Raw genomic sequence first — 20,067 nt, forward strand, 5'->3', positions numbered from 1 at the left:
GGAATATGAAAGCGATCTCTATGTCGAAACAGGCCCTCGTCGCCGCTGTCTTTGGTGCTGCTGGCGCAGGCGCTCTGGTCTATGCCCCGGCTCTCTATCAGCAGGCTGATGCCAGACAGCCGATTTCGATCGAGCCGCCAGCTGGCGCGCCGATGAGTTTTGCAGACCTTATCGAGAAGGTAAGCCCCGCTGTTGTCAGCGTGAACGTCGTTTCCGAACGTGAAGTCGGTAACATGGGCAATATGGAAGAGTTCTTCGAGCGCTTCCGCGGCCTTCCAGGCTTCGATGACTATATGCGCGAGCGTGAGGAAGAGCTCGAGGATGAGCCACAGACCCGTGAGGCGCGCTCGCTCGGTTCTGGCTTCTTCATTTCCGAAGAAGGCTACATCGTCACCAATAATCACGTCGTCCAGGACGCGACCGAGATTGAAGTCGTCCTTGAAGATGGACGTGAGCTTGCCGCCGAACTGGTCGGTACCGATACGCAGACGGACCTCGCCGTCATCCGCGTAACCGAAAGCGGTCCGTTCCCCTTCGTGGAGTTTGAAACAGATACGCAGCTACGCCGCGGCGACTGGGTCGTGGCGCTGGGCAACCCGTTCGGCCTCGGCGGAACGGCAACCGCCGGCATTCTCTCTGCCGATGGCCGCGAGCTTGGCGGCAACAACCCGTACACGGACTTCCTGCAGATCGACGCAGCTATAAACCGCGGTAATTCCGGCGGCCCGACCTTTGACCTTCAAGGCCGCGTCGTTGGTGTGAACACCGCGATCTTCTCGCCAACGGGCGGTTCGGTCGGGATCGGCTTTGCCATTCCGGCGCAGCTCGCAGTGACCGTTACTGATGCGCTGATCCAGGATGGCCGTGTCTCGCGCGGCTGGCTCGGTGTTACCATTCAGGATGTCACCGAGGACATGGCGGACGCTCAGGGTCTCGAAGAGGCCCGCGGCGCGATCATCGCAGACGTCAATCCAGACAGCCCGGCCCAGTCCGGCGGTCTCCAGCGCGGCGACATCATCCTTTCGGTCAATGGCACGAACACGACAGACGCAACGTCTGTGACGCGTCTGGTCGGTGGCCTTATGGCGGGGTCTGACAACACGTTCACTGTCCTGCGCGGCGGTGAGCAGCAGACTGTCAACGTCACGGTTGGTGAACGACCAGAGAACCCGAACGAGATCGCGTCCTCCAACTCGGACTCGACTGACAAGAGCACGTCGGATTCGGCGAAAGACGGCCCCCTCGGCCTGTCGCTCCGCCCGTTCACGGATACCGACCGTCGCACGCTTGGCCTCAATGCTGATGAAGCCGGCCTTATGATTTCCGGCGTCGACAGCGATAGCCCGCTTGCCCAGTACGACCTTCGTGCAGGCATGGCGATCCTGAGTGCTGCCGGTGCGCCGCTGCGCTCGGTCAGTGATCTTGAGACGGCCATTGCCGACATGAAGGAGAAGGGCCGTGACAAGCTGCTTCTCGCCGTGCGGAACGGTCAGCGGACACTGTTCGTTACTGCCGACATCAGTGAGGCAGCGTCGGACTGACGCTCAGAGAGGAGATCCGGTTCATGCGGATTCTAGTCATCGAAGATGATCGCGAGCATGCGAAATTCATCAATCAGGTCCTTTCAGAGGCTGGTCATGAGGTCGCAATCGCCGAAAACGGCGCGGACGGCCTCGTCCAGGCCCGGGAAGGCGAGTTCGATGCACTGGTTGTGGACCGGATGCTTCCTGAGAAGGACGGGCTCAAACTCGTCGAGGAATACCGGAATGGGGGCGGGCAGACGCCGGCCCTCTTCCTCTCCGCCCTGTCGGATGTCGACAACCGCGTTGAAGGCCTGAAAGCTGGCGCTGATGACTATCTCGCCAAGCCTTTCGCCCCGCAGGAACTGGCTGCGCGCGTCGAGGCGCTTGGTAGGCGTCAGACCACCGGTGAACCGCCGGTCACCAAGCTCAAGGTCGCTGATCTCGAAATGGACCTGCTCGCCCGCAAGGTCTGGCGGCAGGGCCAGAAGATCGACCTGCAACCCAGAGAATTCCGCCTGCTGGAATTCCTGATGCGCCATGCCGGCCAGGTCGTGACGCGCACCATGCTTCTTGAGAAGGTCTGGGATTATCATTTTGACCCCCAGACCAATGTGATCGACGTCCACGTTTCGCGCCTTCGCGCCAAGATCGACAAGGATTTCGACGAGCAGCTCCTGCAGACCGTTCGCGGCGCAGGTTACTGCCTGCAAGGATGAAATCGGGCCGTTTCGCATTTGTCCGGACGACAACGTTCCGGCTTGCGCTGGTCTATTCAGTCCTGTTCGGCCTCTTTTCCTTTCTTCTCCTGTCCTATCTGTTCCAGGCGACGGTCGGCTCTCTGCGTGCAGAGGCGGACCAACGCCTCGAAGCCGAAATGGGCGCGCTTGAGCTTGCCTATTATACCGGCGGCATGGAGCGGCTCGAGCAGTCCCTGATTGAGCGCGCGCTCGTCCCGGGCGCGCCTTTCCGCTATCAGCTTGAAACGCCGGACGGCGAGCGCCTCATCGGTGATTTCCCGAACTTGCCCGTGACACCGCCTGCAACGGTTGGCGATGTCAGCAATGTCAGCCTCACCATAGAGATCCCGCGGCCGGGCGCAGAACCCGGCCTGACGGAAGCTGAAGGCCGTATTGTCCGCCTGCCGAATGGCAACGTTCTTCTGGTCGCGATCGAAACCGGTGAGCGTGGGCGTATCGTCCGCCGTATCACGCAGGCCGTGACGACCGCAGCTCCGATCGGTGTCCTCCTTGCCCTGATCGGCGGCATCTTCATCTCGCGCTATGCGGCCCGCCGCGCTGAACAGTTGACCCGCACGACTGAGGCCGTCGTTGCGGGCAACCTCTACGTTCGCGCCCCGGTTCAGGGGTCCGGCGACGAGTTCGACCGGCTTGCCACCCACCTCAACACCATGCTCGAAAAGCTGGAACGCCTCATGGCGTCCAGTCGCCACACGGGCGATTCAATCGCGCATGACCTCCGTTCACCGCTATCGCGCCTTCGCAACCGGCTTGAGACGGCACTGCTGGGTGAAATGAACACAGAAACCGCCCGCGAAACACTCGCCCATACGGTCGAGGAAGTCGACCGCGTCCTCGCGACCTTCAATGCGATCCTGCGCCTCTCGCGCCTTGACGCGGGCGCCGAAGGCCGGCTGGTCCGCTTCGATATGCGGGAAATGCTGCTGGAGCTCGCCGATCTCTATGAACCAGCCTGTGAGGATGCGGGCCTTAAATTCGAGAGCGAGATTGGCCACAACCTGTTCGTGCTGGGCGACCGTGAGCTTCTGGCACAGGCCATTTCCAACCTTCTCGACAATGCCATCAAGTACACACCGGAGAATGGTAGCATCTCGCTCGAGGCCATGCGGACCCCTGATGAGATTATCATTGAGGTGAGCGACACCGGCCCCGGCATCTCCGAGGATATGCGCGAGCGCGCCAAAGAACGGTTCTTCCGCCTCGACGAAGCCCGCACGCAAAGTGGCTCCGGCCTCGGCCTTGCGCTGGTGGATTCTGTCGCGGATCTGCACAAGGGCGAGATCGAACTTCTCTGGGCGCATGAAGAACCAGAGCCTTTCGGTCTGAAAACGGTTTTTTCTCTGCCGCGCGAACGCTAGAACCCGGGGATGTTGAATATCCGCCCCCTTGCCGACACCGCAGCCGACGCTTTCCAGACCGGTTCAGACATTGCGCCTTACCTGGCCCGACTCGCACGGCGCGTGCCCGAAGCGCTGGAACTTCTGAAGAGTAAGGGCGCCGGCGCGCTCCACGACGAGGCGATCCGGCAAGCTGAAGCCGCGGCAGACGCGTCTTCCATTGACGAGACAATGGCTGCCCTCCGCCGTGCCAAACTTGCGCATCATATGGCCGTCGCTGCTGGCGATCTTGCTGGTGAATGGCCCTTGGAAGATGTCGTCGCAAAGCTGACTGCGTTTGCAGACGTTGCCTTGAGGGCCGCGCTTCAGGCTGCGCTGAATGCCAAGGGGCTCAAGCCTGATGGCCTTTTCATCTTCGCGCTCGGCAAGATGGGGGCGTTTGAGCTTAACTACTCTTCGGATATTGATGTCGCGGCCTTCTTCGATGCTCAGGTCTTCGATGGCGGCTCCGCCGAGGCGCAGGACAAGGCGAACCGGGTCATCCAGGATACAATGCGTATCCTGGAAGATCAGACCGGCGATGGATACGTCTTCCGGACGGATCTCCGTCTGCGGCCTGATCCGTCATCCACCCCGCCAGCGGTCTCAACACGCATGGCGAGCCTCTACTATGAAAGTGTCGGCCAGAACTGGGAACGGATGGTCTGGATCAAGGCGCGCACGGTGGCGGGTGATCCCGGCTGTGCCGAAGAGTTTCTTCAAACGCTCGCGCCTTTCGTCTGGCGCCGGCATATGGACTATTGGGCCATCGCCGATGTTCAGGCGGTGAAACGGATGATCAACTCCAAGGCGGGGGTCGCGCTGGCAGATGAAGCGCCAGATGTGAAACTCGGGCCGGGCGGTATTCGTGAGATCGAGTTCTTCGTTCAGACGCAGCAGATCATTCTCGGTGGACGTGATGAATACCTGCGCGGGCGCCAGACCCTTTCCGGCCTTCAAGCACTTGTGGCGGCCAAGGCGGTCGAAGCTCCGGTAGCGCAAGAGCTTTCAGAAGCCTACGTCGTGCTTCGCGCAGCCGAGCACCGTATCCAGATGCTGCAGGACGAGCAGACCCACCGTATGCCGAAGGACGAGGAGCGCCGCACGCTGGTGGCTCGTCTCTGCGGCTATGATGATCTCGCAGCGTTCGATGATGACCTGCAGGCCACACGCACCCTGGTGTCACGCCACTACAGCAACCTGTTTGCAGAACAAGAGCGCAAGACCCGTTCGGCGGCAGAGGGGAATCTCGTCTTCACCGGCGTTGACGATGACCCGGGCACGGTCGCGACGCTCTCCTCTCTTGGTTTCTCTGATCCGTCCCGCGTGATCTCAACCATCCAGAACTGGCATCGGGGCAGGACGCCGGCGACTCGTACAGAGCGGGGCAGGGGGCTGCTGACCGCGCTCCTGCCAGACCTCTTGCTGAACATGAGCAGGACGGGCGAGCCGGACACGGCATTCCTGCGTTTTACCCAGTTCTTTGAAGGGCTTCGCGCGGGCATCCAGACGCTTTCCATGCTCGTCGCCGAGGAAGACCTGCTGGAAGACCTCGTCACGACGCTCGCCATTGCGCCGCGCCTGTCCCAGACGCTGGCGCGCCGCCCGGTTTTGCTCGAAACGCTCGTGTCGCAGAACGCCCCCGAATTTCCGCCATCATTCGATAAGGCGATGGATTTCGAGAGCCGGATGGACGAGGTCCGGCGCTGGAAGAATGAACGCGCCTTCCTGATCGGCCACAGACTGCTTCATTCGCGGCTCCCGGCCTCTCAGGCGGCGCTCGCTTGGAGTGATCTGGCTGACACCTGTGTACGTCTGATGGCGGATGCGGCGGCGATTGAGACAGCCCGCAAATATGGCCCCCAGCCCGGGCACTGGGTTGTCGCAGCGCTTGGCAAGCTAGGGGGGCGAGAACTGACAGCCGGGTCTGATCTTGACCTTCTCATCGTTTTCGAACCGAGCGAAGAAAGCGCGCTCGAAGCAGGCGGCTGGTTTACCCGGTTTGCGCAGCGGCTGATCACCGCAATTTCAGCCGATACGGCCGAAGGCAATCTCTATGAGACCGACATGCGCCTTCGCCCATCGGGGCGATCAGGTCCCGTTGCCGTCTCGCTGTCTGCCTTCGACAAATACCAGCACAACGAGGCCTGGACGTGGGAGCTGATGGCGCTGACACGGCTTCGCAGTATCGCTGGCAATGAAACGCTCGCCCGGCGAATGGAAAATATTGCCTGTGACGCCATCGTGTCCGGGAAGACTGATGAAGAGCGCAAGGCCGATATTCTGGACATGCGCCAGCGCCTCTGGCGTGAGAAGCCGCCGCGCGGGGAATGGGATATCAAGCTGACGGAAGGCGGGCTGGTCGATCTCGAATTCGTCCTGCAGCAGGGCATGCTTCTCAGCCGTAACCCGGAGGTTATTCGCGCCAGTACCGGCGAAGCGGTCGAGACACTTCGCGATGATGGATTCCTGTCCGGGGACGAAGCGCAATCGCTAAACCATGCTTTCAGCCTCCTGCAATCATTGCAGCAGGTTCAGCGCGTCGCTGTTGGCAGCGAGGTCTCCTCACAGGACTTCTCGAGAGCGCTCAAGGAGCGCCTTGCACTAGCTGCAGATTGCCCGGGTTTTCAGGTACTTGAGCACCGCTACAGCGAGGTACGCCGTGCGGTCGCTGACATTCGCTGCAAGAAAATCGGGCCTCTTGCGACGGATTCCTGACAGCTCTTCGTCTCACCTGTCGGGTAACGCAAAAAAAGAGGACCCGATATGAAGAAACTTGCACTTGCCGCAACAATGACCGGCATCCTGTCCGTGGCCGCAGCTGGCCTTGCTTTCGCTGACCATCACAAGGATGGCGATCGCTCTGACCGCCGCGAAATGCGCACGGAGCGTATGCTCGAGCGGTTCGACACCAACTCCGATGGCGTGATCTCGACCGCAGAAGTCGACGCGCTGAAAGCCGAACGTTTCGCCGCAGCCGATACCAATGGCGATGGTGGCCTGAGCCTTGACGAGATTGAAGCCTTCCGTAAGGCCGAGCGCGAGCGCCGTATGGAAAAGCGCAAGCAGCGCATGTTCGACCGTCAGGACGATAATGGCGACGGCGTGATCTCGATTGATGAGTTCGAAACGCGCGGCATGCCGATGTTCGATCGTGTCGATGCCAATGGCGACGGTGAGATCACCGAAGCTGAACTTTCCGAGATGAAAGGTCATCGCGGTCATCGTCGCGGCGGCGGTCATCGCCGCGGTGAACGCCAGGTCCAGGAATAGTCCGCTAGGACTAGCCAGGAATGAGCGATGCGGCGGCCATAGCGAGGTTTGACGATTTCCTCCCTCGCAACTCGCATGGCCGCCGCTATGCTCAAAACGTGTCAGATTCTTCTGAGAGAGATCAGATCGCGCGGGCAGCTGCCGGAGACCGGATGGCCCAGTCCGCGCTGGTCAATCGTCACATGCCGGTTGTCTGGCGTGTGGCCTTTCGCATGCTTCGCGATCGTCAGGAGGCCGAAGACGTGACGCAGGAGACATTTCTGCGGGCATGGAAAATGCTTCCCGAATGGGAAGGCAGGGCCAAATTCTCGACCTGGGCCTGCACTGTAGCCATCAATCTCTGCCGGGACCGGATGAAGAAGAAAACGCCCGTGCTGATGGAGACGCTGCCTGAGCGTGAAGCAGGTGACCTGCCGCCAGAGCAGGCCCTCCATCAGAAACAGGCAGGCGCTCGGATAGCGACGATGATAGACGCGTTGCCGGAACGCCAGAAAGAAGCCCTTACCCTCTCTGCCCTGGAGGGACTGGGAAACAAGGAAGCGGCCGCAGCCATGCAGGTCAGCGTAGAGGCACTGGAAAGCCTGTTATCGAGAGCGCGCAGAACGCTCCGGCAGGCCTTGGCAGAAGGACAGGAAGAATGACAAAGACAGGAATGACTGACGCGCGCGTCCTTCAATTGCTGCAAGCCTATGGAGCCTGGCCAATGGCCTGGCCAGAGCATGAGCGTGAGGCTGCCGAGGCGCATCTTGCCGCGTATCCGGAGCGCTTTGCGGACGCACTGGCCGATGCCCGGCTTCTGGATTCGGCTTTCGAAGCAGAGCCGATGCCCGAGCCGGACCCATCGCTTGCTGCACGTATTCTTGCCGACGCGCCACAGCCGCGCACTTCGCGAGACAGTCTCGGAACCCGGCTTTCCCGTATCCTGATGCCGAATGGGCGCCGCTGGCCAGCGGGCGCCGCGCTTGCCAGTCTCGGCATGGGGCTGTTCGCGGGCTACACTGCATCGGCCTCCAGCGTGCCTGTCAGCTATGAGACCGAAGCTGAAGCTGTCGTCTATGCTGCGCTCGGCTATGATCAGTACGACACCTATCTTGAAGAGGCGCCGCTAGATGAGTGACCGCAGCCGACTGTCCAAAACCTCGATTGCGCTTATCGTCTCACTGGTGGCGAACACTTTGCTCATCGGCTTCCTTATCGGCGGCCAGCTGGGCGAACAGGAGAGGGAGCGCCGTGGACCGCGTGGCGGCACGGAGCACATGATCGCGCGCGGGATCGAGTCCATCGTGCCAGAAACAGAGCGGGGCGAGATTCGTAGCGCTTTTCGCGATGCTTTCCGTTCTGCGCGCGGGCAGTGGCAGGAAAAGCGCACGGCGCGGGACCGGCTGGTCGAGGCACTTCGCCAGACACCGTTTGACCGTGCGGCCGTCGATCAGGCTTTTGCTGACATACGCGCAGCCGACGTCTCGCTTAATGAGAACTTCCAGACCACGCTGACAGACCAGCTCGCCGCGCTTGATGACGCCCAACGCCGCGAACTTGTTGAATGGCTGGAAGAAGTCGAGGCACGCCGGGCTGAGCGGCGTGGCAGGTCTGACAGACGCGGCCGATCCGAGGGCAATGGTGAGAGACCGGGGCCCCCGCCGCCGCGCTAGTCTTTGGACTTATGCGCCAGGGTTGCGGCGTTGGCTTCCCAGTTCTGGCCGTCAAATTCCTCGATCGCAGCATCGATGGACTGCCAGTCATCAAGGCAGCGCCACGTCACTGCATAGCCGTCGGGGTTGGAACGCGGCACATAGAAACTCTTGATGCCGCAGACCTTGCAGAAGAGATGACGCGCCGCGCCTGTATTGAAGCGGTATTCGGTCAGTGCGCTTTCACCCTGAAGCAGGCGAAAGCGGCTGGCGGGTACGATGATATGATCATTGCCGCTCATCGCGCAGATCGAGCAGTTGCAATCTTCCACCTCGACCTGGGCCGCCAGCGCGACTTCAAAGCGGACGGCGCCGCAGTGGCAGCCGCCCTGATGCGTCGTCAAAGCCATGCCTTGCCTAACCCACCCAGACAGGCGGGCGCTTGTCAGCCCAAGGCTGGGCGCGCTCGATCTGGCCTGCGATCGAGTAGAGGAGCTCTTCCTTGCCGAGACGCGCGCCGAACATCATGCCGAGCGGCAGGCCGTCATCGGTCCAGTGAAGCGGCAGCGAGATGGCTGGCCAGCCGGTCTGGTTGAAGACGGGACACCAGGCTGCGAAGCTCGAAATGTCGACGCCATACTGATCGAAATCAGGCGGATCGAGTCCAAGTACGCCCAGCTTCACAGGCGCACGCGAGAGGGTGGGCGCCAGGATAAGGTCATAGCCGCCCTCATCCATGAAGGTCTCCATCTGCCAGGCTGCTTCCATGAAGGCGTTGTTGGTTTTCACCAGTTCAGACATCGGGATCTGGCGGCCAAGTTCGATGAAGCGCAGCGAGACGGGCTCGAAATCCTCTTCGCCCACCTGTCGGCCAAAGTGAGCAGCCCGTTCGTCTGCGACCGACGCCATGAAGGACGAGACCATGATCATCATGCCCTTGCCAAGCGCCTCTCCATCAAGAACCGGTCCGGCCTCCTCGACATGATGGCCTAACGCGCCGAGTAACTTCATCGTCGCATCAAGGCCTGCCTTAGCGTCCTTATCCGGCTTCACGCCATTCGGGGCCGTATTCCAGACGGCGATCTTCAACGGTCCGGGCTCGCGTTCGACTGCTGAGAGGAAGCTGTTTTCAGGCGGCGGGGCGATATAGCGTGCACCCGGTTCCTGTCCGTGCGTGACATCCAGCAGCGTCGCGCTATCGCGCACTGACCGCGCAACGCAGTGATTGGTCGATAGACCAAACCAGTTCTCGGACAGGGGCGGACCCATGGGCACGCGTCCACGAGAGGGTTTGAGGCCGACAAGACCGGTACAGGCCGCCGGGATCCGGATAGAGCCGCCGCCATCGCTTGCATGCGCCATCGGGATCACGCCAGACGCGACGCAGGCCGACGCCCCGCCGGAGGAACCGCCAGATGTATGCTCAGTGTTCCAGGGGTTGCGCGTCTGGCCGTAGAGCGCGCTTTCAGTGGATGTGGTGAGACCGAATTCGGGGCTGGTCGTCTGGCCAAAGATCACAAGCCCCGCTTCGCGCTGGCGCTTGACGAGCTCGGCGTCCATGTCGGCAATCGTGCCTTTGAATGCACGCGATCCGCTAGTGATCGGCTGGCCTTTCAGCCGCGCGCCAAGGTCTTTTACGGCAAAGGGAACGCCCGTGAACGGGCCTTCCGGCAGGCCGTCCTTGATCTGCTTGCGGGCGGCATCCTCGAAGAAGGATGAGAAGCAGTTGAGCTCACCCTGGGCTTCCTGCGCGCTCTCGAGCGCGAGATCCAGTAACTCAGTTGGTGAGACTTCTTTCTCGCGTACCATGGATGCCAGCTCAGTCGCGTCGCAGTGTCCAAGTTCCTTCACTCTCGATTCCCTCCAATACCTGTTCTCTCGCCACTCTGTCGGATGGAGGCGTCGGGGGGAAGACCTTACAGAGCAAGACGTAGCATTGCGCGCATCAGTAAAGATAAAGCGTTTTGAAAAACGATAAAACCATATTGAAAAACAATAAACAACATGGTAATTCGGCCCATTAGAGCTCACCAGAGGCCACCATGATGACCATTCTTATGCTGCTGCACATCATCGCTGGGACCGCGGCCGTTGCAGCGGGTGGCCCGGCCCTCGCTCTGCGAAAGGGAAGCCCCCTGCACCGGGCAAGCGGTCTCGGCTTTGTCGTCTCGATGGTCATTTCGGCGCTTGCCGGGACAATTCTCGCGGGCCTGAAACCAGAGTTCATCACCCTCCTGGCAGGTTTTTTCACGATCTATCTCGTATTGAGCTCCTGGATGACCATGCAGGGCTGGGGGCAGGGGGGCGGCGTGGTTGCAGGGGGTTGCCTTGTGCCGGCAGTCCTCATCGCAACTGTTGGCGGCATTTGGGGGACAGAAGCGCTGGCGTCTCCGGACGGGCTCAAGACCGGCTATAGCGCCGAACCTTACTTGGTTTTCGCAGCGATTGTCGGTCTTGCAGGTCTTGGCGACCTTTCAGTTATTGTGCGCAAAGGCATTCGTGGCCGACAACGTACCGCGCGCCACCTCTGGCGCATGTCGCTGGCGCTATTCATTGCGGTTGGGTCGCTCTTCACGGGGCCTGGTTCCAGTATCTTCCCTCAATCAATTCGCGACACTGGTCTTCTCTCTCTGCCAGAGCTTCTGGTGCTGTCTCTCATGGTTTTCTGGCTCATTCGCGTTTTCGTTGGCCGTGAGCTACGGGCACGCAGCCCGGTTTCCCGGCCCGCTTTGAAAATGCGATGACAGGCTGGCCACTGGCGCGCTCAGTCTTCCTCCAGAAGCTGGTGCATTTCCTCGTCGGACCAACCGAAATGATGACCAAGCTCATGGATCACGACATGTTCGATCAGTTCCTCCAGCGTCACATCCGGGCGCGTCTTGATCTCAGCCAGCAGGGGCTGGCGGTAGAGGAAGATGCGCGGGCTGTCGGGGCTCGGAAACGTCACGCTGTCATGAATAAGCGGGATCCCCTGATAGAGGCCTGTTAGCTCCCAGCGGTCGCGAATGCCAAGATCTGCCAGCACGTCCGCTTCAGCAAAGTCGCGCACATGGATATCGATACGCCCCGCTGCGCGCCGAAAGTTTTCAGGCAAGCCCAGATAGGCAGCTTCTGCCATCTCCTGAAAGCGGTCGAGGTCCGGTTCCTGGGGCAGGGGTTGCTCCTATTGGCCGTTGCCGGTTCCAAGGCTCACGCGGAAGCTCGTCGAGCGATGATCGGAGCCGAGATGCTGCCCGACCTTGTGCCCTCCGCAGGCAATCTCCCCGCGACAGAACGCAAGGTCGATGGGGATCGCGAATGTGGGGGCAAGGCTGGTGCTCGGAACGTTGAATTTGAGCGGCAAACGCGATGGCCAGGTCCCCGCGCGGGGGTCGTTGACGAGCGTGAAGCCATGCTCCTTCGTGAGCGGTGACGCGATCCGGCCCCAGGCCGCCGAGTTTACATCGCCAAGCATGATCATCGGACCGTCAATGTCAGCAACGACATCAAGAAGGCCGTCCAGCTGGCGGATCTGGGCCTCTGGCTCCTCGAAGGGCCAGGGGCGGGTGAAATGAATCACGAGCACAGTCAGGATGCCCTCTGGCGTCTGCAGGCGCACAGCGAGCGTCGCTGGCGACCCGGCAGGGTTCTGGCCGACTGCGCTCAGTATCTCATAGCGTGAATAGACGCGCAGGCCCGATGGTCCGCTACCTTCGATCTTGTTGAGCGAATAATAAGGCCAATGCGCTTCCAGCTTTTCCTCCACCGGGCCCAGCCTGTCGCCATAGGCTTCGATGAGCACGGTAATATCCCGGTCGGCTTTGATGGCGCCTTCTACTGTGCGGGCGGGATCGGGGTGATTTCCCCACATATTGTGCTGGTAGACGCTGACGCCCTGATCGGCCTCGACATCCGGCGCTGTCGGCAGGAGCCAGTACCAGCCAAACGCTGCCACAATAACGGCGGCATTGGCGCAAATCAGATTGACCAGGTGACCCTTGCTGAAGGGCATCGTCGCGACCAGCACGATAGCGGCAGTCATCATGAGCCAGAGCGCGGGCAGCTGAAACTGGCCGACAAAGTCCAGTATCCAGTGAAGCGATGAATAACGGCCGCTCAGGACCACAAGGATGCAGCCAGCAACGACAATCGCGCTGAGCCCTGTCAGCAGGCCCGCCAAACGTCTCATGCCGGCTGCTCCGGTTTCAACCTATTCGGCCGCCGCCGGGGCTGGATTGTCTTCCAGCGACTCCAGCATGGCGCGCGCGGCATCCGCTATCACCGTGCCGGGCGGGAAGATGGCCGACGCACCAGCCGCCTTCAGCGCATCATAGTCACCAGGCGGGATCACACCGCCTGCAATGATCTGTGTGCTGACGGCGCCTTCATTGCCGAGGGCACGTCGAAGCTCCGGGATGAGCGTCAGATGGCCGGCAGCCAGCGAAGAGGCGGCGACGATATCGACATTGGCGGCGCGGGCGTCACGGGCGGCTTCTTCCGGCGTCTGGAAAAGGGGGCCGATCTCGACATCCCAACCAAGGTCCATGAGCGCGGACGCGACGACCTTCTGGCCGCGATCGTGTCCATCCTGACCCATTTTCGCGATATAAATCCGGGGCTTGCGGCCTTTGCTTGAGGCGAACGCCTCCGCTAGATTACGTGCCTCCTCGGCCTTGTCATCCTTGCCGATAGAGCCGCCATAGACGCCCTTGATCGAGCGGATCACGGCCTGGTGACGTCCCTGACTGCGTTCGACAGCTTCGGAAATTTCGCCAACGGTTGCCTTTGCACTGGCCGCTTCGACGGCGAGCGCGAGAAGGTTGCCCTTGCCGTTTTCGGCCGCGAGCGCAATGGCGTCGAGCTTGGCATCAACTTCGGCCTGGTCGCGGTCAGCCTTGAGGCGTTTCAGCTTGTCGAGCTGCATGCGGCGCACGGTGGCATTGTCGACCTTCAGAACCGGCACGTCCTCATCCTGGTCGAGCAGGAACTTGTTGACGCCGACCACGGTCTGCTCGCCGCTATCAATGCGCGCCTGCGTGCGGGCGGCCGCTTCCTCGATGCGCAGCTTCGGCACGCCTTCCTCGATCGCCTTGCGCATGCCGCCGAGCCTCTCGACTTCCTCGATATGGGTGAGCGCCTTGGCGGCGAGATCATGCGTAAGGCGCTCGACATAGTAAGAGCCGCCCCAGGGGTCGATGGTCTGGCAGGCGCCGCCTTCCTGTTGCAGGAAGAGCTGCGTGTTGCGCGAGATGCGGGCCGAGAAATCGGTCGGCAGGGCAAGCGCTTCGTCGAAGCTGTTGGTGTGCAGGGACTGGGTCTGGCCGCCGACAGCCGCGATGGCTTCAAGGCAGGTGCGGATGACGTTGTTGTAGACGTCCTGCGCGGTCAGCGACCAGCCGGAGGTCTGGCTGTGCGTGCGAAGGCTCAGTGATTTCGGGTTCTTCGGATTGAAGTTTTCCTTCACCAGCTTTGCCCAGAGCAGGCGTGCGGCGCGCATCTTGGCGACTTCCATGAAGGTGTTCATGCCGATCGCCCAGAAGAAGGAGAGGCGCGGCGCAAACTTGTCCACGTCGAGGCCAGCATCGACCCCGGCCCGGATATATTCAATGCCGTCTGCCAGCGTGTAGGCAAGCTCAAGGTCTGCCGTCGCACCAGCCTCCTGCATGTGATAGCCGGAGATGGAGATGGAGTTATATTTCGGCATGTTTTCAGACGTGTAGGCGAAGATGTCCGAAATAATGCGCATCGATGGCTTGGGCGGATAGATATAGGTGTTCCGCACCATGAACTCTTTCAGGATGTCGTTCTGGATCGTCCCGGCGAGCTTGTCCGGCGAAACGCCCTGTTCCTGCGCGGCTGCGATATAGAGCGCGAGGATCGGCAGGACCGCGCCATTCATGGTCATCGACACCGACATCTGGTCGAGCGGGATGCCCGAAAAGAGGGTGCGCATGTCATAGATCGAGTCGATGGCCACACCGGCCATGCCGACATCGCCCGTCACGCGCACATGGTCGGAATCGTAGCCCCGGTGGGTCGCGAGGTCGAAGGCAACCGACAGGCCTTTCTGACCGGCGGCGAGGTTGCGGCGATAGAAAGCGTTGGAGTCCTCCGCCGTCGAGAAACCGGCATATTGGCGAACCGTCCAGGGCCGCTGGGTGTACATGGTCGGGTAGGGGCCACGGCCGAATGGCGCGAGACCTGGATAGTCATCAAGGAAGTCGAGACCCTTGGTGTCCGCCGCCGAATAGGTTTTGGCGAGGTCGATACCCTCAGGCGTTTCAAGCGACGGCTTGTGCGGCTTCGCAGGCGCTTTCGCACCCGGCGTGCCAAGGTCGAGCTTAGTAAAATCGGGAAAGGTGGTCATACGTCTTAGGTCTTTCTCTCGATGTAGGTGGCCAGGATGCTGAGCTCCCGGTCGAGGTCTTCTACGCTCCCTGGCATTTTAAAAAATGGCCAGCGAGCCCATGTATCTACTATCAGGACGGGTGCTAGAATGGTGCCCAAGGCGGACGCCAATACCAATTCCGATTCGAAGTGCAGCCCGCCGAAACGGTATGCGAAGATCGCCAGAACAACTGCAATCAACGTTGGGATGGCAACGTACGAAAGCACTTTTAGACGCCTCGCCACGCGAGGCCTGATGTTTGTCAGGTGCTCTTTGCGCCGCTGCATCTCCCAAACTGGAGGCATCCTGCCAGAAGCACCGCGCAGCCGTTCTTCGATAGCGATAAAGCGCTGTCGCTCCTCTCTCGGAAGGTGATCGTAGTCGTAGTCCATGGCGCTACGCTTTCTCGACTCCCAGTTCAGCTTGGGCGATTTGCAGCATATCGACCGCGTCGCAGCCCATGAAGATATTGTTGTCGATGCCTGGCGCTTCGAACTTGCCAGCGAGGAAGATGCGGCTGGCGCCTGCATCCTTGAGCGCCTTCGCGGCGGCCTCGGCTTCGTCCTCATAGCGTTTGTCGGCGCCGCAGATGACGGCGATCCGGCAGCCAGACGCCTTGAATGCATCGGCCAGAACCTCTGGCGTTTCTGGCGTCTTGTCGGCGTCGATGCCCATCACACCGCCAGCGGCGAAGAGGTTGCGGGCAAAATCGGCGCGGGCATTGTGCTCGGCGAGCGGTCCCAGCGTGGCGATGAAGATGGCTGGCGGCTTGCCTTTGCGGTCTGCATGGGCGCTCGCGCGGTCGCGCAGCGTTTCGAAATCACGGGCGAGGCGGATTGGCGCGAGCGGCTCGGCTTTCGTCGCTGCGCCAGACTTGTCCGGCAGGTCTTTCAGGAAGCTGTGAAGGCCTTCGCCAGAGACAGATGTCGCGCTGCTCTCGAACTTGATTTCCGCGACAGGCGCGGCCTCGCCATCGAGGAGGGGGAATTCGCTGACCCCGGTCAGCGGTTGTTTGCGTTTCGCTATGGCGGCAAAGCGCGCATCGCGCGTTTCGGCGATCCGGGCCTGCAGCTTGCCATCAACAAGGCTCTGGACGAGACCGCCTTCGGCCTCGATTTGCTGGAAGACGGACCACGCCGCTTCTGCCAGCTCATCGGCCAGCGTTTCCTCAAACCAGGCGCCGCCAGCCGGGTCGGCAATCTTGCCAAGGCCTGACTCTTCCATGGCGATGATCTGCGTGTTGCGGGCCGTGCGGCGGCCAAGCTCTTCAGGCACGCCGAGCGCTTCGTTGAAGGCGCGCACGGTGACGATATCGGCGCCGCCGACCGCACCTGCAAAACAGGCCGCCGTATTGCGGAGCATGTTCACCCACGGGTCGTAGCGGGTCAGCATCCGGGCAGAGCTGACCGACTGCAGCGTCATCGGCTCAATCTCGAGGTCCATCGCTTCAAGGATACGGGCCCAGAGACGGCGGGCGGCGCGAAGCTTCGCGATTTCAAGGCCATAATTGGCGCCAGCTGCCAGCGTGAAGACAGTCTGCGAGGGGTAGGCGTTGATATCATAGCCCGCCGCAGCGAGGCGGCGCATTGTGTCGACGGCATGCGCCATGAGCGCGCCGAGCTCCTGGGCTTCAGAGCCGCCAGCCTCATGGACCGGGCGGGCATCGGCGCGGAGCGTGGTCGCTTTCGGATAGCGAAGACAGAGAAGGCGCGAGAGCTCAGCGGTGCGCACGAAGGCAGCATCGATGCCGCCCGCGATTTCGCCGGTGCGCAGAAGCAGGCCGACCGGGTCGATATTGAACGCGAATTTTAGATTGTCCGAGCCGCCTTGCTGCTCTCCCCAGAGCGCGAGAAGACCGGCGACCGAGGTGCCCGAGCCCTGTCCGCGATGGTCGAGCGCGATGGTGGCCATGTCAGCGCGCACGCCCTTCAGGGCCGTGGAAAGCGTCTCTGCATCCTTGACGGCAACCCCGTCAGTGCCCGTGCAGTCGATAGAAAGTTCAATGGAAGATACACCGCGCTCAAGGTCTCTCAGGATCTCGGCATTGGTCACTTCCGGATCGGGATGGGCGAAGGCCTGACGAATGTCCCAGGGCAGGAAGGCATCCGGCTCTGCGCTCGCGCCGCGAAGGAATGGCGCTTGGCCTGGTGCGCCGCGCGGATCGGAGGCGCTCGCGAAGTCGCTCTCGCGATAGAGCGGATGTATGGTCAGGCCGTCATCTGTCTGGCGCTGGAGCCGTTCGACCCCGCCGCCTTTCAGGGCCTTGGAGACCGCGTCCAGCCAGTCTGCCTCGTTCGCTTCTTCGAAAGCGCCGCTCAGTTTCAGAAATCCGTCTGCCATATCTCAGTCGTACCCAATTACCTGCACCGCTGTATAGGGTTTGCGCCGCTTTGAAGGTCAAGAGTTTCCATCGCGGCATAACTGCACTGACGGGCCTGCGAATATGTATTTTCCCTCATTTGACTCAGCTGAGAGAACATGTGCAAATGAGAATGAATCGCAATAAGGAGGCTTCGCCCATGTATAATCTCGACAGCGACCATTATTCGCTGAGACCGGTTTCGGCGGCTGCGACGTCTGGCAACGGGCAGGGCAGGCTTCTGGACTGGATCGACAGCCAGGCGAAGGTTACCCGTATCTGGCTGGACCAACTCATCGCAGAGGGTGACCCTGACGACATGATCAGCCTGATCCACCGGCAGGCGGCCTGGCTGGACATGATGCGTTCGCGGCTTGCTGGAAACTGAGGTTGGGTACGGTCGGAAAGTGTGAGGGATGCACTGTAGGATAAAGCGCGTCTTTCCCTGCAAATCCATGGTGCAGTGACGGTGTAATGGCGGTGTTTCTGAGCGGTGCACTCAGAGCCCTCGAATGACGCTGCGGAACACTTTCAGCGATCCATGCCCAATAGCGACGGGCGATTGCAGAATTTCATCCGACATCGGACCTCTACGTCGATAGTCGGCGGCGATGAGAAAACGCCTGCCTGACTTTGCCCGTCTGCCGACCGGGCGCATGCTGACCCTGCTCAAGCTGGAGACTGGCCTGCGGCGCGGCGACACCTATGAAGCGTTAGCGAAACGGCTCGGCATCAGCCTCGGCTCTTCCAAGGTCTGGGCGCGCGAATTCGGCTTTCGCAAATGCGACCTCGATACGGAAACGGCAGATGAGCAGGCGGCGCGCCATGCGAGTTGGGCTCTGGCACTGTCAGACCTTGGCCGCCAGGATGAGGCAGCAGGCTATGAGGCGGAGGCGCGCAAGCTCGAAGCGCTGCTGTCCCGCCTATCCAAGCGGGCGGCGAAAGATCCGGAACGGCCTGACCCACTGGAACCCGCGCTTGTCTTCGTTGAGAGGGTTCGCGTGGCACTCGGCCCCCAGGCGGAAGTGGACGACGTCTTCAGACATATAGCCGATTACTATCGCGGGCTTCGAGCGCTTGGGGCCACCTTGCTCGGTGACGGGCAGGCGCGCTGGGTAAAAGGCCCGCCGAAAGGCGAGTTACCTGCGACACCGGATTGGCTGCCCTGTGACCCGTGGGCGGTGGTCGATGGTGCAGAATGGGAGGTGGAGGTTGGACGCGCGCTGGCGCTTTTGTGAGACAGAGCTGAAAGACTGATCTTCCGGGCTCAGGACGAAGGTCGCGTCTGGCGGTCTAGACGACCTGGCCGCAGGCGCGGCGGAAGCGGCGGACGGTTTCGGCCATGCCATAAGTGAGCGCGTCGGCGGTCAAATTGTGACCGATGGACACCTCGGCGAGATCAGGAATGCGTGCGACCAAGGCGGGGAGATTGTCCACGGTGAGGTCATGGCCGGCATTGATGCCGAGGCCATGCTGGCGCGCGGCGTCGGCGGTCTGGCCAAGTTTCTCGAGTTCGGCCGCCGTGGTGACGGCGTCATTAAAGGCCCCGCCATAGGGACCGGTATAAAGCTCGACCCGGTCGGTGCCGGTGCTGACAGCCGCTTCGAGTTGCTGCGGGTCGGGATCGGGATCAGCAAAGAGGGAGAGGCGCGCACCGGTTTGTTTCAGCCGGCTGACAATCGACTGGAGCTTGACCGCGTGGGTCTTGAAATCCCATCCATGATCGGAGGTTGGCTGTGACGGCGCGTCGGGCACGAGCGTGATCTGGTGCGGCCTGATCTTCTCGACCAGCGCCATGAAAGCCTCGTTCGGATAGCCTTCGATATTGAACTCGCGGTCCGGAAACTCACTCGTGATGAGGTTCATCAGGTCCGGCACGTCGGCGCGGGTGATGTGGCGCTCATCGGGGCGAGGGTGAACGGTGAGGCCAGCCGCGCCTACCTCAAGCGCGATGCGGCCAAGGTCCACCACGCTCGGCCAGGGCAGGCCGCGGCGATTGCGCAGAAAGGCAACAGCATTGAGGTTGACTGAGAGGTCGGTCATGGCCGCTCCGATAGGCTCTGCTTGGACTGTGCATGTAGAGCTAGCGGGCTCAAAGTGCCAGAGTGCGAGGCTGAGAACGCGGCGTCAAATTTCGGCGGCACTTGCACAAGCATTGTCTGGTGTCTCTATTCGACAAGCAAAACAGAACAGGACTCGAGGACCGCAATGCGACTGAAGAAGGCGAGGATCAATCCGCTCAGCAATGAAGAGATGAGCGATGAGATGAAAGCGATGCTGGGTGAGCGGTTTGATCGCGGAAAGGTTTTCAATATTTTCCGCACGCTCGCGCATGCGCCAAAGGCCTATAAGCAGTTCATGCGCTGGGGCGGGTATATCCTGTCTGACCGCAATGACCTTTCAGCGCGCGATCGGGAGCTCGTCGTCCTGCGGGCGGGCTATAACTGGAAAGCCGGATATGAATGGGCCCAGCATGTCGTGATCGGCAAGGAAGCGGGCCTTACCGATGAAGAGGTCGAGCGGATCAAGGCCGGGCCGGACGCCAATGGCTGGAGCGCAATCGATGCCGCCATGCTGCAGGCGACTGATGAGCTGACCTCCGACGCCTTCATCACCGATGCGACCTGGTCGCGGCTGTCGGACCTTACCGACAAGCAGAAGATGGACCTTGTGATGACGGTTGGTCAGTACACGCAGGTTTCCATGATGCTGAACTCATTCGGTGTGCAGCTGGATGAAGGGCTGAATCTCGATCCTGATCTGGATGGGCGGCGCTGAAC

At 61.3% G+C, this 20,067-nt stretch carries 20 protein-coding genes; 12 read left to right on the forward strand and 8 right to left on the reverse strand.

The annotated features are described in order from the left end of the window. Window positions 1-5: 5 nt before the first annotated feature. The 8 genes from D1224_RS14850 (at window position 6) to D1224_RS14885 (ending at window position 8,582) form a co-directional block, all read left to right on the forward strand. A complete protein-coding gene (locus D1224_RS14850; protein ID WP_119380719.1) occupies window positions 6-1,541 on the forward strand; it encodes a Do family serine endopeptidase in 1,536 nt (511 codons plus the stop codon). Window positions 1,542-1,564: 23 nt separating this feature from the next. After that, complete coding sequence (locus D1224_RS14855; RefSeq protein WP_119380720.1) at window positions 1,565-2,239, forward strand: response regulator transcription factor; 675 nt, start codon at window positions 1,565-1,567, stop codon at window positions 2,237-2,239. Further along, window positions 2,236-3,639, forward strand: coding sequence for a sensor histidine kinase (locus tag D1224_RS14860; RefSeq protein ID WP_119380721.1), 1,404 nt, complete (start codon window positions 2,236-2,238; stop codon window positions 3,637-3,639). The genes D1224_RS14855 and D1224_RS14860 overlap by 4 nt, the downstream gene beginning before the upstream one ends. Before the next feature lie 9 nt (window positions 3,640-3,648). Continuing rightward, window positions 3,649-6,375, forward strand: coding sequence for a bifunctional [glutamine synthetase] adenylyltransferase/[glutamine synthetase]-adenylyl-L-tyrosine phosphorylase (locus D1224_RS14865; protein ID WP_119380722.1), 2,727 nt, complete (start codon window positions 3,649-3,651; stop codon window positions 6,373-6,375). Between the two features lie 48 nt (window positions 6,376-6,423). Continuing rightward, window positions 6,424-6,930: an EF-hand domain-containing protein gene (locus D1224_RS14870; RefSeq protein WP_119380723.1), complete on the forward strand. Its 507-nt coding sequence runs from the start codon at window positions 6,424-6,426 to the stop codon at window positions 6,928-6,930. 98 nt (window positions 6,931-7,028) lie between these two features. Then, entirely contained in the window at window positions 7,029-7,571 is a 543-nt protein-coding gene (locus tag D1224_RS14875) for a sigma-70 family RNA polymerase sigma factor (RefSeq protein WP_233350574.1), read from the forward strand. Beyond that, window positions 7,568-8,047, forward strand: a complete 480-nt coding sequence (locus tag D1224_RS14880) for a hypothetical protein (RefSeq protein ID WP_119380725.1) — start codon at window positions 7,568-7,570, stop codon at window positions 8,045-8,047. The genes D1224_RS14875 and D1224_RS14880 overlap by 4 nt, the downstream gene beginning before the upstream one ends. Continuing rightward, window positions 8,040-8,582 (forward strand): periplasmic heavy metal sensor, encoded by a 543-nt coding sequence (locus tag D1224_RS14885; protein ID WP_119380726.1) that lies wholly within the window; start codon window positions 8,040-8,042, stop codon window positions 8,580-8,582. The genes D1224_RS14880 and D1224_RS14885 overlap by 8 nt, the downstream gene beginning before the upstream one ends. On the opposite strand, the gene D1224_RS14890 is transcribed toward D1224_RS14885, so the two are convergent. Both D1224_RS14890 and D1224_RS14895 read right to left on the reverse strand, forming a co-directional pair. Then, the gene (locus D1224_RS14890) at window positions 8,579-8,971 is read right to left on the reverse strand and encodes a GFA family protein (RefSeq protein ID WP_119380727.1); all 393 of its coding nucleotides are present in this window, start codon (window positions 8,969-8,971) and stop codon (window positions 8,579-8,581) included. The genes D1224_RS14885 and D1224_RS14890 overlap by 4 nt on opposite strands. A 7-nt stretch (window positions 8,972-8,978) precedes the next feature. Further along, window positions 8,979-10,412, reverse strand: a complete 1,434-nt coding sequence (locus D1224_RS14895) for an amidase (RefSeq protein WP_119380728.1) — start codon at window positions 10,410-10,412, stop codon at window positions 8,979-8,981. A gap of 191 nt (window positions 10,413-10,603) precedes the next feature. Here D1224_RS14895 and D1224_RS14900 point away from each other — a divergent pair, with 191 nt between their 5' ends. Beyond that, window positions 10,604-11,305 carry a hypothetical protein gene (locus tag D1224_RS14900; protein WP_119380729.1) on the forward strand — a complete coding sequence of 234 codons (702 nt, stop codon included), beginning with the start codon at window positions 10,604-10,606 and terminating at the stop codon, window positions 11,303-11,305. Window positions 11,306-11,325: 20 nt separating this feature from the next. Here the strand turns inward: D1224_RS14900 and D1224_RS14905 are convergent, their stop codons facing one another. From D1224_RS14905 to D1224_RS14925, 5 genes are read right to left on the reverse strand one after another with little or no spacing between them, the layout of a single operon-like run. Beyond that, window positions 11,326-11,679 (reverse strand): metallopeptidase family protein, encoded by a 354-nt coding sequence (locus D1224_RS14905; RefSeq protein WP_233350575.1) that lies wholly within the window; start codon window positions 11,677-11,679, stop codon window positions 11,326-11,328. A gap of 45 nt (window positions 11,680-11,724) precedes the next feature. Then, window positions 11,725-12,729 carry an endonuclease/exonuclease/phosphatase family protein gene (locus D1224_RS14910; RefSeq protein ID WP_147372412.1) on the reverse strand — a complete coding sequence of 335 codons (1,005 nt, stop codon included), beginning with the start codon at window positions 12,727-12,729 and terminating at the stop codon, window positions 11,725-11,727. 21 nt (window positions 12,730-12,750) lie between these two features. Next, on the reverse strand, window positions 12,751-14,907 hold the full coding sequence (gene scpA / locus D1224_RS14915; protein ID WP_119380732.1) for a methylmalonyl-CoA mutase: 2,157 nt from the start codon (window positions 14,905-14,907) through the stop codon (window positions 12,751-12,753). 5 nt (window positions 14,908-14,912) lie between these two features. Next, window positions 14,913-15,320 carry a hypothetical protein gene (locus D1224_RS14920; RefSeq protein ID WP_119380733.1) on the reverse strand — a complete coding sequence of 136 codons (408 nt, stop codon included), beginning with the start codon at window positions 15,318-15,320 and terminating at the stop codon, window positions 14,913-14,915. Window positions 15,321-15,324: 4 nt separating this feature from the next. Then, entirely contained in the window at window positions 15,325-17,268 is a 1,944-nt protein-coding gene (locus D1224_RS14925; RefSeq protein ID WP_119380734.1) for a methylmalonyl-CoA mutase family protein, read from the reverse strand. Window positions 17,269-17,447: 179 nt separating this feature from the next. On the opposite strand from D1224_RS14925, the gene D1224_RS14930 reads away from it, so the two are divergent. Then, window positions 17,448-17,675, forward strand: a complete 228-nt coding sequence (locus D1224_RS14930) for a hypothetical protein (RefSeq protein ID WP_119380735.1) — start codon at window positions 17,448-17,450, stop codon at window positions 17,673-17,675. Between the two features lie 223 nt (window positions 17,676-17,898). After that, window positions 17,899-18,525: a hypothetical protein gene (locus D1224_RS14935; RefSeq protein ID WP_119380736.1), complete on the forward strand. Its 627-nt coding sequence runs from the start codon at window positions 17,899-17,901 to the stop codon at window positions 18,523-18,525. Between the two features lie 55 nt (window positions 18,526-18,580). Here the strand turns inward: D1224_RS14935 and D1224_RS14940 are convergent, their stop codons facing one another. Then, on the reverse strand, window positions 18,581-19,330 hold the full coding sequence (locus D1224_RS14940) for a pyridoxine 5'-phosphate synthase (protein ID WP_119380737.1): 750 nt from the start codon (window positions 19,328-19,330) through the stop codon (window positions 18,581-18,583). 165 nt (window positions 19,331-19,495) lie between these two features. Between D1224_RS14940 and D1224_RS14945 the strand changes: the two genes are divergently transcribed. Further along, window positions 19,496-20,065 (forward strand): carboxymuconolactone decarboxylase family protein, encoded by a 570-nt coding sequence (locus D1224_RS14945; RefSeq protein ID WP_119380738.1) that lies wholly within the window; start codon window positions 19,496-19,498, stop codon window positions 20,063-20,065. Window positions 20,066-20,067: the final 2 nt, after the last annotated feature.

The sequence above is a fragment of the Henriciella barbarensis genome, assembly GCF_003576345.1.
Lineage (GTDB): Bacteria > Pseudomonadota > Alphaproteobacteria > Caulobacterales > Hyphomonadaceae > Henriciella > Henriciella barbarensis.